This is a genomic window from Achromobacter piechaudii NBRC 102461 (genome assembly GCF_001571245.1).
Classification (GTDB): Bacteria; Pseudomonadota; Gammaproteobacteria; order Burkholderiales; family Burkholderiaceae_B; genus Achromobacter; species Achromobacter piechaudii.
Window position 1 is genome coordinate 1,002,589 of sequence record NZ_BCTK01000005.1, and the last position, 11,853, is coordinate 1,014,441.

The 11,853-nt window shown below is 62.9% G+C and carries 13 protein-coding genes; 10 read left to right on the forward strand and 3 right to left on the reverse strand.

Features of this window, described 5'->3' with window-relative positions; translation table 11 throughout:
- Positions 1-45: 45 nt before the first annotated feature.
- From API01S_RS11210 to API01S_RS11220, 3 genes are all read right to left on the reverse strand, one after another.
- On the reverse strand, positions 46-1,191 hold the full coding sequence (locus API01S_RS11210; protein ID WP_006218295.1) for an aromatic ring-hydroxylating oxygenase subunit alpha: 1,146 nt from the start codon (positions 1,189-1,191) through the stop codon (positions 46-48).
- A gap of 441 nt (positions 1,192-1,632) precedes the next feature.
- The gene (locus API01S_RS11215) at positions 1,633-2,643 is read right to left on the reverse strand and encodes an acyltransferase (RefSeq protein ID WP_050727743.1); all 1,011 of its coding nucleotides are present in this window, start codon (positions 2,641-2,643) and stop codon (positions 1,633-1,635) included.
- A 211-nt stretch (positions 2,644-2,854) separates the two neighbouring features.
- Positions 2,855-3,823, reverse strand: a complete 969-nt coding sequence (locus API01S_RS11220; protein WP_050727742.1) for a Bug family tripartite tricarboxylate transporter substrate binding protein — start codon at positions 3,821-3,823, stop codon at positions 2,855-2,857.
- Between the two features lie 170 nt (positions 3,824-3,993).
- Here API01S_RS11220 and API01S_RS11225 point away from each other — a divergent pair, with 170 nt between their 5' ends.
- From API01S_RS11225 to rplI, 10 genes are all read left to right on the forward strand, one after another.
- The gene (locus tag API01S_RS11225) at positions 3,994-4,848 is read left to right on the forward strand and encodes an IclR family transcriptional regulator (protein ID WP_050727741.1); all 855 of its coding nucleotides are present in this window, start codon (positions 3,994-3,996) and stop codon (positions 4,846-4,848) included.
- Between the two features lie 82 nt (positions 4,849-4,930).
- Positions 4,931-5,197, forward strand: coding sequence for an exodeoxyribonuclease VII small subunit (locus API01S_RS11230; RefSeq protein ID WP_006218301.1), 267 nt, complete (start codon positions 4,931-4,933; stop codon positions 5,195-5,197).
- A 7-nt stretch (positions 5,198-5,204) separates the two neighbouring features.
- The gene (locus API01S_RS11235) at positions 5,205-6,116 is read left to right on the forward strand and encodes a polyprenyl synthetase family protein (RefSeq protein ID WP_006218302.1); all 912 of its coding nucleotides are present in this window, start codon (positions 5,205-5,207) and stop codon (positions 6,114-6,116) included.
- 53 nt (positions 6,117-6,169) lie between these two features.
- Positions 6,170-8,038 (forward strand): 1-deoxy-D-xylulose-5-phosphate synthase, encoded by a 1,869-nt coding sequence (dxs, locus tag API01S_RS11240; RefSeq protein ID WP_061304505.1) that lies wholly within the window; start codon positions 6,170-6,172, stop codon positions 8,036-8,038.
- A 182-nt stretch (positions 8,039-8,220) separates the two neighbouring features.
- On the forward strand, positions 8,221-9,018 hold the full coding sequence (gene folE2, locus API01S_RS11245) for a GTP cyclohydrolase FolE2 (RefSeq protein WP_050727738.1): 798 nt from the start codon (positions 8,221-8,223) through the stop codon (positions 9,016-9,018).
- 7 nt (positions 9,019-9,025) lie between these two features.
- The gene (locus tag API01S_RS11250; protein WP_061304507.1) at positions 9,026-9,949 is read left to right on the forward strand and encodes a DUF817 domain-containing protein; all 924 of its coding nucleotides are present in this window, start codon (positions 9,026-9,028) and stop codon (positions 9,947-9,949) included.
- Positions 9,950-10,193: 244 nt separating this feature from the next.
- Complete coding sequence (gene rpsF / locus API01S_RS11255) at positions 10,194-10,568, forward strand: 30S ribosomal protein S6 (protein WP_006218306.1); 375 nt, start codon at positions 10,194-10,196, stop codon at positions 10,566-10,568.
- Between the two features lie 51 nt (positions 10,569-10,619).
- Complete coding sequence (gene priB, locus API01S_RS11260) at positions 10,620-10,943, forward strand: primosomal replication protein N (RefSeq protein ID WP_046802801.1); 324 nt, start codon at positions 10,620-10,622, stop codon at positions 10,941-10,943.
- A gap of 118 nt (positions 10,944-11,061) precedes the next feature.
- On the forward strand, positions 11,062-11,334 hold the full coding sequence (gene rpsR / locus API01S_RS11265) for a 30S ribosomal protein S18 (RefSeq protein WP_006218308.1): 273 nt from the start codon (positions 11,062-11,064) through the stop codon (positions 11,332-11,334).
- Positions 11,335-11,349: 15 nt separating this feature from the next.
- Complete coding sequence (rplI, locus tag API01S_RS11270) at positions 11,350-11,805, forward strand: 50S ribosomal protein L9 (protein ID WP_006218309.1); 456 nt, start codon at positions 11,350-11,352, stop codon at positions 11,803-11,805.
- Positions 11,806-11,853 lie beyond the last annotated feature (48 nt).

Below are 11,853 nucleotides of genomic sequence, written 5' to 3' on the forward strand. Positions count from 1 at the left end.
TTGCGCGGATGCAAGGCCCTTTTGCTTTGTGTGCTGTTGCCGTGCCTACACGTCCTGCATGATGCGGCGATACCACTCGTGGAAATGCTGCATGCCGTCTTCCATGGGCGACTGGTACGGGCCGGCTTCGTTCACGCCGCGCAGCATCAGCGCCTTGCGGCCTGCATCCATGCGTTCGGCGATCTCGTCGTCTTCGATGGCCGTTTCCATATAGGCGGCGCGCTGCGCCTCGACGAATTCGCGTTCGAACGCCGAGATTTCCTCAGGGTAGTAGAACTCGACCACGTTCACCGTTTCCTGCGGGCTCTTCGGATACAGCGTCGACAGCACCAGCACGTGGGGATAGAGCTCGATCATGTGGGTCGGGAAATACGTGACCCAGACCGCGCCGAAATCCGGTGCGTCGCCGTCGCGGAACGACAGCAGGCGGTCGTGCCATTGCTTGTACACATCCGAACCCGGTTGCGCCAATGCCTTGTGCACGCCCACTTTCTGCAGGCTGTACCAGTCGTTGAATTCCCAGGTCAGATCGTCGCAGGTGACGAAACGGCCCAGGCCCGGGTGGAACGGGCCAACGTGGTAGTCCTCAAGGTAGACCTCGATGAAGGTCTTCCAGTTGTAGTTGCACTGATGCACTTCGACGTGGTCCAGCACGTAATCGCCGAAGTTGAATTCGGGACGCGAGAACAGCGGGGCCATGTCGGATGCCGGATCGCGCGGGCCTTCGAACAGCAGGCCGTGGCAATCGCGCAGGCGGAATTTCTGCAAGTTCATGCAAGGCGTGGTCTCGAACTGAGGCGCGCCCAACAACTCACCCTGGTTGTTGTACGTCCAACGGTGCAACGGGCAGACAATGTTGCCGCCGGTTGCCTTCAGATTGCCTTGCGTATTGCAGTTGCCGGCCACATTGCCGGCTTCGCCGCCCAGCATCAATGCCTGACGGTGGCGGCAGACATTTGAGATGAGTTCAACGCCTTGCTGGTTGCGAACCAGCACGCGTCCTCCGCTTTCCTGGACCAACGACCGCCAATCCCCGATTTCAGGCACCAACTTCTGATGGCCGACATATTGCGAGGATTGCTTGAAAATGAGTTCTTGCTCGCGGGCAAAGAGGGCTTCGTCAAAATATGCACTGACGGGTAGCTGGGTGCGAGCTGGCACGACATGTGCCATCCGACCGATGTCGGTCATGATTCCCTCCGCTCGGATAAAAAAGCCAGGACGGTTTGAGCTCTGCCAAGCGTTTTTGTTCAAGCCCGGCGTTTTCAAAAACTCTTTGGAAACCGTTTTGAAAACCGCTTTGGAAAACCGTTTTGGAGACCGCTTTCATGAACGGCTTCGTTCGCTAAACGGCTTCGATAAACGGCTTCGATGAACGCTTCAAAAACGCTTCAAAAAACGCTTTAAAAAAGCTCTGAGCTCAATTTGAGCTTGGCTACATACGTGCTGGCGCGAAGAAAAATCGGTATCTGGCCGATCAAATAAGCCGTGAATTGTACCCCAAGGGCATCCCTCACGCCCGTGAAGATGGGTGGGGCTTTGCGCAGCAGCGACGGGGCTTGCCGGCCCTATGGCAGGGCGCGTGTCGACGCCCGATTCCGCGTCCGATTAACCCTTTACGCCGTAGGCTATTCAGACGAGTTTGCGCGTGGCCGGATGACGCCTCAACAGCCAGCTGCTGGCCGCCGACAAAGCAAACACCGCAAGGGTCAGCAAAGGCACCGCCCAGGCGTCGCGCGGGTTGCCCGAGATGGCGCCCGCCCGACGCGCCACGTCCAGGAATACCGGGTGGATCAGATACACGCCGAAGGTCAGAGGCGCCAGGGCGGACAGCCGGGGCAGACGGGGCGAGGACACGATCCACTGGAAGGCAGCCAAGGACATGAAGGGCACGGTCAGGCTGAAATAGTCATAGAAATAGGTGTCCAGCGTGTGGCCATCTGACATCACGGTGACCCCGAGCGCCGTGGCCGCAACACTGCCTGCCAGCACCAGGCCCGGCCGGGGGATGCGCATGTCGCCGTCGAAAATCAGGCGGCCCGCCACGAAGTAGCCCAGGTAAGGCAGGAACCAGGTCAGGAAGAATCCGTGCGGCGCGCCCAGCGCACGCCGGTACAGCGCATCCAGGATGGCGACGCCCAGAATGCCGACGACCCAGAGCGCGCGGCCGCGCGGCGTGCTGCGCGCATACAGCAGGCGCGCCAGCGGGGCGAACAGATACAGCCCCACGATCATGTACAGGTACCACAGGTGGTAGTAGGGCTCGCCCTGCGCGACCTTGCGCGGCCAGAACGAAAAGTCGATGCGGCCGTCGTCCCACCAATCCAGGCCGGTGCGCCAGATCAGGTAGAACAACGTCCAGAACAGGAGCGGGGCGCAAATGCGCGCCATGCGTCGGCTGTAGAACTTGCGGGCGTCTTGCGGTTTGTCGGGATCCAGCAGCAGGGCGCCGCTGACCATGACGAAGACGGGTACGCACCAGCGCGCCGCCGAGTCGTACAGATTGGCGGCCAGCCACGCGCCGCCGCCATAGGCGGCCGGATCGCTGACGATGAGGGCCGCGCTATGCAGCAGGACGACGGCTACGGCCGCCAGCCAGCGGGCGGCGTCCAGTCGGGCGTAACGGTCTTCGGAGTGTTGCATCGGGCTCCCGCTGGTGTTTTCGCTTTTTCACCATAGCAGCGACCCCGTACCCGCTTCTGTATCCAGCGGTTAGGCAAGGCATGAAAAACCGACAGCGCCTCATTGGGCGCTGTCGGTTCAAAGGGTGTCGCCCCGGGGCCGCACCGTTTTCACGGCCGGGCCGGCGCGCCAACGAATTGTCACGAAACCGTTGGCGTCCGGGACGCAGAGATCATTGCAGGACGATGTTGGCCTGTTTGATCAGCTGCGACACGATGGGTTGTTCGGTCTTGATCTGCTTGTCCAGTTCGGCCGCCGTGCCCGAACGCGGGTCGATGCCCATGTCAAGCATGCGCTTCTTCACGGCTTCGTCTTTCAGCGTTTCCGTCAAGGCGGCTTGCAGTTTTTCCAGGACCGGCGCGGGCGTGCCCTTGGGCGCCACGAAGCTGAACCAGGCGGTCATGTCGAAGGCCGGATAGCCTTCTTCGGACAGCGTTTGCAGCTTGGGCAAGGTGGCCAGGCGCGAGCCGCTGGTGATGGCGAATACCTTGACCTTGCCGGCGTCCGCTTGCGGCATGCCCGTGGCGACCATGTCGAAGAACAGGTCCACGTCGCCGCTGATCAGGGCAGGCAGAGCCTGCGTCGCGCCCTTGAACGGCACGTGCAGGATGTCGATGCCCGCGCGCGACTTGAACAGTTCACCGGCCAGGTGGGACGAGGTGCCCGGACCGAAGGTCGCAAAGGTCAGCTTGCCGGGGTTCTGCTTGGCGTAGGCCACCACATCCTGCGTGCTGTTGAAGGGACGCTTGGGGCTGGACAACAGCACCAGTGGGCCCACGCCCACCATGCCGATGCGGGCGAAGCCGTCCGGATCGTAGGGCAGTTCCTTATACAGATAGCGGTTCGTGACGAGCGTGGAGTTGGTGGCCATCAGGATGGTGTAGCCGTCCGGCTGTTCGCGCGAGACATATGCCGCGCCGATGGACGTGCCGGCGCCGGCCTTGTTTTCCACGATCATGGGCTGGCCCAGCGACTTGGCCATGCGTTCGGCCAGGATGCGGGTCAACACGTCGGTGGCGCCGCCCGCCGGGAAGGGCGAAATGACCTTGATGGGCCGGGTGGGATAGGTCTCGGCCTGTGCGCCTAGCGCAGCGGCGCTCAGTAAGACGGTGGCCAGCAGTTTGAGGCTCGTGCGAATCATGTTTTCCCCTTGAAATCGCGTGCTTGAGTGAATCGCCGGGCCTGGCTTGGCGCTTGCGTCGCACGGGGGCGTCGCAGTGGCTTGCCAGGTCTCCTTGGATGATTTAAATTCCGCTTTATGGAATTTAGTTTTGTCATTCGAAATAAACTATAAAAACGAAGTGTATAGAAATGCAATCTTTTTCTGACGCCAAGCGGGTCGTGCACGCTGCCTCCAAGCCGGACGAAACGCTTGAGCTGAGTCAGCCGGCGCGCCGCAAGCGCACGGCCGGCGTGGGCGAGGGCGCCAATTCCCCCGACTTCATCACGGCGCTGGCTCGCGGTTTGGACGTATTGCGGTGCTTTCGTCACGGCGTCACGGCGTTGGGTAATCTGGACCTGGCCCGGTTGACCGGACTGCCCAAGCCCACCATCAGCCGCATCACCTACACGCTGACCGAGCTGGGCTATCTGCGCTATCACCCCGACACCGGCAAATATTCGCCCGGCTACGGTGTGCTGGCGCTGGGCTTCGGACTCTTGGCCGGCCTGGAAGTGCGCGAATTGGCCAAGGCGTCGATGACCGAGCTGGCGCGCGAAACGGGGGGCGCCGTCGCGCTGGGGGCCTTCGATGGCGACGCGATGACCTATGTCGAGGCCATCCACGGTTCCTCGGCGCTGTACCTGCGCTTGCCCGTGGGTTATCGCGCCAGCCTGGACAGCGCCATGGGTCGGGCGTATCTGGCCAGCTTGCCCGAGTCCGCGTGCCAGGAAGTGGTGGCCAGGTTGGGGCAGGTGGCGCCGCCCGTCGCGGCCATCGAGCGCGCCCGCGCCGAGTTGCAGGAATTCGGCTGCTGCTTCGCGCTGGGGGAATGGCAGTCGGGCATCAACGCCGTCGCCGTCCCGTTCACCTCGATCACGGGCGAAGGCGTCTTCGTCATGAGCTGCGGCGGCCCCTTGAGCCTCTTGCCCGAGCCCGACCTGCGGACCCGCGTAGGCCCCGCGCTGCGGGCCGCGATTGCAGGACTGGCGGGGGCGTCGGCCTGATCGTCGCGGTGCATCCGGGCCATGTGTGGGTATCTCGTACAATTCACAAATTGATCCACCCCTAGCGCCCTCGGAGACCCGTTTGGCCAACCCCATGCAAGCCGATCCGCAGATCGATGACCGTCCCTTGCCCCAGGATTTCGAAACGGCCCTTGCCGAATTGGAATCGCTGGTAGCGGCCATGGAAGACGGCTCGTTGCCGCTGGAGCAATCGCTGGCCGCCTACCGGCGCGGCGTGGCGCTCACTCGGGTCTGCCAGGAACGCCTTGCGCAGGCCGAACAGCAGGTCAAGGTGTTGGAAGGCGACCTGCTGCGCCCGCTGGACCCGGCGGCGCTGGATGACGAATAAGAAACCGATGAAGACCACTCAACTCCCCTTCGCGGAGTGGTTGCAGGGGCGCGTGCGGCACGTCGAAGACGTTCTGGACGACCTGATGCCGCCCGCGGAAGTGCTGCCTGTCCGTCTGCACGAAGCCATGCGTTACGCCGTGTTGGGCGGTGGCAAGCGGGTCCGTGCCGCGATGGTCTACGCCGCCGGGCAAGCCTGCCCGGTCAGCGGCAGCGTGCTGGCCATCGAGGCCTCGCTGGACCGCGCCGCGGCTGCGGTCGAATTGATCCACGCTTATTCGCTGGTGCATGACGACCTGCCGTGCATGGACAACGACACGTTGCGCCGTGGCCGGCCCACCACGCACGTGCAATTCGACGAAGCCACCGCGATGCTGGCGGGCGACGCCTTGCAGCCGCTGGCCTTCGATCTGCTGGCCTCGATGCCCATCGCGCCCGCGCTCATTGTGCAGGCGACCCAGTCGCTGGCGCGTGCTGCCGGCAGCCAGGGCATGGCGGGCGGCCAAGCCATTGATCTGCTCAGTGTCGGCCATTCGCTGTCGCGCGACGAACTGCAAACCATGCACAGCATGAAGACCGGCGCGATGCTTGCTTGCAGCGTGGCGCTGGGCGGCATCGTCGCGGGCGCCAGCTCGGCCTCGCGCCAGGCGCTGGACGCTTACGCACAAGCCATGGGGTTGGCGTTCCAGGTCGTGGACGATATTCTCGACGTCACTGCCGACACGGCCAGCCTGGGCAAGACGCCCGGCAAGGACGCGGCCGAGAACAAGCCCACCTACGTGTCGCTGCTGGGCCTGTCCGAAGCGCGCGCATTTGCCGAAGAATTGCGAGTGGCCGCGCAGGCCGCGCTGGAGCCGCTGGGCGATGCTGGTTTGCGCCTGGCGCAACTGGCCGATTTCATCGTCCTTCGAGACCGCTGACCCGTGACCAGCCCGGCCTGAGTCCAGGTCGGGTCAACGAACCCCAAAAAAGCATGACGACTGATTTATTGGACCGCATTCAATCCCCGGCAGACCTCAAGCGCCTGGATCGTCGCGAGCTGAAAAAGCTTGCGGACGAGCTGCGCGGCTTCGTGCTGGAGTCGGTATCCAAAACGGGCGGGCACCTGTCGTCCAACCTGGGCACGGTCGAGCTCACGCTGGCCTTGCATCAGGTGTTCGACACGCCGCATGACCGCATCGTCTGGGACGTGGGCCACCAGTCCTACCCGCACAAGATCCTGACGGGCCGCCGCGCCGGCATGGCGCAACTGCGCCAGCAGGGCGGTATTTCCGGCTTTCCCAAGCGCAGCGAATCCGAGTACGACGCCTTCGGCACGGCTCACTCGTCCACGTCGATCTCGGCGGCCCTGGGCATGGCGGTCGCTTCGCGTAATGCAGGCGTGCAACGCCAGCACATCGCCATCATCGGCGACGGCGCGATGTCGGCGGGCATGGCCTTCGAAGCCATGAACAATGCCGGCGTCACGCCCAACATCAACCTGCTGGTGATCCTGAACGACAACGACATGTCGATCTCGCCGCCGGTCGGGGCGCTGAACCGCTATCTGGCGCGCCTGATGTCGGGCCGTTTCTACGCCACCGCCAAGAACGTGGGCCGCGCCGTGCTGCAACATGTGCCGCCCGTGCTTGAGCTGGCGCGCCGCTTTGAAGAGCATGCCAAGGGTATGGTCACGCCGGCCACGCTGTTCGAAGAGTTCGGCTTCAATTACGTCGGCCCGATCGACGGCCACGACCTGGACGCGCTGGTGCCTACCTTGCAGAACCTGAAGGCGCTGCAAGGCCTGCAATTCCTGCACGTGGTCACCAAGAAAGGGCAGGGCTACAAGCTGGCCGAAGCGGATCCGGTGCTTTATCACGGCCCGGGCAAGTTTGATCCGGCGGTCGGCATCCAGCAATCGAAGGCGCCGGGCAAGCGCACCTTTACGCAAGTGTTCGGCAACTGGCTGTGCGACACGGCCGAGCAGGACACGCGGCTGGTCGCCATTACGCCGGCCATGCGCGAAGGCAGCGGCCTGGTCGAATTCGAAAAGCGCTTTCCGCTGCGTTATTTCGACGTCGGCATCGCCGAGCAGCACGCGGTGACGTTCGCGGCCGGGGTGGCTTGCGAAGGGCAAAAGCCCGTCGTGGCGATCTATTCCACGTTCATGCAGCGTGGCTACGACCAGTTCATCCATGACGTCGCGTTGCAAAACCTGGACGTGACCTTCGCGCTGGACCGCGCCGGCATCGTGGGCGCCGACGGCGCCACCCATGCTGGCAATTACGACACCGCCTTCCTGCGCTGCGTGCCCAACATGGTTGTGGCCACGCCGTCCGACGAAAGCGAAACGCGTCTGTTGCTGTCGACCTGTTATCAGCATCCCGGCCCGGCATCCGTACGCTATCCGCGTGGCGCGGGTTGCGGCGCGGTGGAAGGCGAGGGCCTGGACACGGTCGAGCTTGGCCGGGGCATCGTGCGCCGCGAGGGCAAGAAGATCGCCATCCTGGGGTTCGGCACCCTGGTGCAACCGGCGTTGGCGGCAGCGGGCAAGCTGGACGCCACCGTCGCCGACATGCGTTTCGTCAAGCCGATCGACCGCGAACTGATCCTGGACCTGGCGCGCCGCCATGACGCGCTGGTCACGATCGAAGACGCCGCCATCATGGGCGGCGCGGGCAGCGCGGTGCTGGAAGTCCTGAGCGCCGAGGGCGTGCAGATCCCGGTGTTGCAACTGGGGCTGCCGGACGTCTTCATCGATCACGGCGAGCAGTCCGCGCTGCTGGCCGGCCTTGGCCTGGATGCCGAGGGCATCGAGCAGTCGATCCGCAAGCGCTACGCCGATCTGCTGGCAAAAGGCTAGACTCTCGTCCGGGCGATGGCGGCGCCGTCGTCCGGCATATGAAACACACTGTTCCGTCGTCACCGACCTACGAATAGAAGGGTTTTCCCGGGCGGTGGCAGGGCTTTGGGCGATAATGGCCCCCTCTCAAAGTTTCCTAGGCGCGTGCGCAAGCGACGGATTGCCTAGACAGGTACGCTGAAATGAATTCTCCGATCGACCCCGCCATCGTGATGCCCGACGTCCAAAGTTCGGCGGACACCCGGCACATCCCGATTCAGCGCGTGGGCATCCGTGGCGTGCGCCACCCCATGCTGATTGAAAGCGGTGATGGTTCGCCCCAGGGCACCGTCGCCAACTGGACGCTGACCGTCGCGCTGCCGCCCGAAGAAAAGGGGACGCACATGTCCCGCTTCGTGGCGCTGCTGGAAAAGTACCGCAGCACTCCCATGACGCCCGCGCTGTTTCGCGCCATGGCAGCCGACATGCTGCCTCTGCTGCATGCCGAACGTGGCGACATCACCGCGGCCTTCCCGTACTTCATCAACAAATCGGCCCCCATCTCTGGCGTACAAAGCCTGCTGGACTACGAAGTCCAGTGGATCGCGCGTGCCCAGGGCGACGGCGTTGAATTCGAACTGGTCGTGCAGGTGCCGGTCACCAGCCTGTGCCCGTGTTCCAAGGCCATCTCGGAATACGGCGCGCACAACCAGCGCTCGCACGTCACCGTGTCGGCCATCCTGAATGGCGACGTCAGCATGGACGGCGTCATCCGCCTGATCGAAGAGGAAGGTTCGTGCGAACTGTGGGGCTTGCTCAAGCGCCCCGACGAAAAGTACGTGACCGAACGCGCTTACGACAATCCCAAGTTTGTCGAAGATCTGGTGCGTGACGTGGCCGCGCGCCTGACCGCCCATCCCGGCATCGCACGCTACCGCGTGGAAGCCGAAAACTTCGAATCGATCCACAACCACTCGGCCTACGCCGTCGTGGAAGGCTGACACTGCCGTGAATCATCCGGCGGCCAGCGACTGGCCGCTTATCGCGGGGCTGCAAGCCTGGGAATCGCGGCTGGCCAATAATCTGGCCGGCCGCGGTCGTTTGGGCGTGGCGCTCTACGAGTTCTTCCGCTTTGGCGTCAAGCAAGCCTGGGCCTGCCTGTTTGGCGGCCTGATGTGTGCGCTGCTGCTGGGCACGCATTGGTGGTATCCCAAAGACGCGGCGCTTGCGCGCTACGATTTCCTGACGTTGGCCGCGCTGGGCATCCAGGCCGTGCTGCTGGCGCTGCGAATGGAAACGTGGAGCGAGGCCCGGGTGATCCTGATGTTCCATCTGGTCGGCACCGGCATGGAAATCTTCAAGACGTCGGCGGGCTCCTGGATCTACCCCGAGGCCAGCGTTCTGCGGATCGGGGGCGTGCCCTTGTTCACGGGTTTCATGTATGCGGCGGTGGGCAGTTATCTGGCGCGCGTCTGGCGACTGTTTGATTTCCGCTTTCGGGCGCATCCCCCGCTGCTGGCCACCGTCGCGCTGTCGGTCCTGATCTACATCAATTTTTTCGCGCACCATTTCGTCATGGATTTCCGGTGGCTGCTGTTTGCGCTGACTGCCGTGCTGTTCGCGCGCACCTGGGTCTTTTTCCGGATCTGGCGGGTCTACCGCCGCATGCCGCTGTTGCTGGGTTTCGTGCTGGTCGCCCTGTTCATCTGGTTCGCCGAAAACATCGGCACCTTTGCAAACGCGTGGCGCTATCCGAACCAGTCCCACGCCTGGCAATGGGTGTCGAGCGCCAAACTGGGGTCGTGGTTCCTGTTGATGATCATCAGCTACGTCATGGTCAGCGTGGTCAACCGGCCGCGCGCCATCACTGTTGCCGATCTGCCGCAAGCAGCCGGGCAGGGTGCGCTCAAAGCCCCGTCCCCGATTTCCTGAGCCCCCGCCCGCTTGCGAAGCGCCGCCCAATCGGTAATAATCGAGGGCTTTCTTGCTCGACCGCCCATGGTTTTTGGGTAGCGGGCTGCCCCTTGCGGGCTAGTCGTTGAGGTATGCCAAGGGCCATAGCCATGAAGGCCATAGCCATGCAATCTCATGCAAATGTGATGTTTGCAATCGCCCATGATGGAAAGCGCGGGCGCAAAACGACAGGCCAGCAAGACATCCTCAAGGAGTTTTACTCATGCGTCACTACGAAGTAGTGTTTATTGTTCACCCCGACCAAAGCGAGCAAGTGCCCGCCATGGTCGAACGTTACCAAGCGCTGGTCACGGGCCAAGGCGGCTCGGTTCACCGCCTGGAAGACTGGGGTCGCCGTCAACTGGCCTACCCGATCCAGAAGCTCGTCAAGGCTCACTACGTCTGCCTGAACATCGAGTGCGGCCAAGCCACGCTGGATGAGCTGGAACACTCGTTCCGCTACAACGACGCCGTTCTGCGCCACCTGGTCATCAAGACCAAGAAAGCCCAGACCACGCCCTCGATCATGATGAAGTCGGTTGAGCGCGAAGAAGCCCGCAAGGCTTCGGCTGAGGCTGTCGCGGTTCAGCCCGAGTAAGCAGGGCTCACGCAGAGCTCACCCAATGAAGTCCCCTCGGTGCCTGGCAGGATGAATCAGCTGGAACTTAGCGCCCGCGTTCTCGAATGCGAGCCTTTGCGCCACACTCCCGCCGGCTTGCCCGCACTGGAAATGGTGTTGGCGCACGAGTCCGAAGTCATCGAAGCCGGCCATCCGCGCCGTGTTGAATTGACGATTACGGCCGTGGCATTGGGCGATCTGGCGTTGCTGTTGAAAAACACCGCTTTAGGGTCTGAATTGCTGGTGCAGGGGTTTTTGGCCCCCGCCCGCAAGGACTCGGTGAAGATCAAGCTGCATTTGCAGCAGGCGCGCAAGATCAGCGGTAGCGCAGGACGCGATCCGCAGGTGGCTTGAAAAGGTAGGGCAAAGGGTGCGAGAGCGCCTTCTGAATACGGATAGGTTATGGGGAGCTGGGCCCGGTTTCTAAAAACCCCGGGTAAAACCCGCCCCCTCAAACATAGAGGCACATATCATGGCTTTCTTCGGAAAACGCAAAGAAAAACGCAAATTCACGCAGCAGAACCCGCTCTTCAAGCGTCGTAAGTTCTGCCGCTTCACCGCAGCCGGCGTCGAAGAGATCGACTACAAGGATCTGGACACCCTGCGCGACTTCGTGCAAGAAAACGGCAAGATCATCCCGGCTCGCCTGACCGGCACCAAGGCAATCTACCAGCGCCAGCTGGACACGGCCATCAAGCGCGCGCGCTTCCTGGCTCTGTTGCCTTACACCGACAACCACAACTAATCCGGGGCACTGAAAATGCAAGTTATTCTGCTCGAAAAAGTCGTCAACCTGGGCAACCTGGGTGAAGTCGTTCGCGTGCGTGATGGTTACGCTCGCAACTTCCTGATTCCCCAGCGCAAGGCCCGTCGTGCTACCGACGCCGCCCTGAAGGAATTCGAAGCTCGCCGCGCCGAGCTGGAAAAGGCCCAGGCTGAAAAGCTGGCCGCTGCCCAAGCTCTGGGCGAGCGCATCGCCGGCTTCCAGCTGAAGATCGCTCAGAAGGCTGGTGTTGACGGCCGTCTGTTCGGCTCGGTCACCAACGCCGACATCGCTGAAGCGCTGAAGAAGGCCGGTTTCGAAGGCGTTGAAAAGGCGCAAGTGCGTCTGCCCAACGGCCAGCTGAAGTCGGTTGGCGAGTTCCCCATCCAGGTCGCCCTGCACGCCGACGTTGTCGTCGACGTCACGGTTCTGGTCGAAGGCGAACTGTCCTAAGCCGGTACCCGCAGTAGAAAGAAGCCGGCCCGCGCGCCGGCTTTTTTT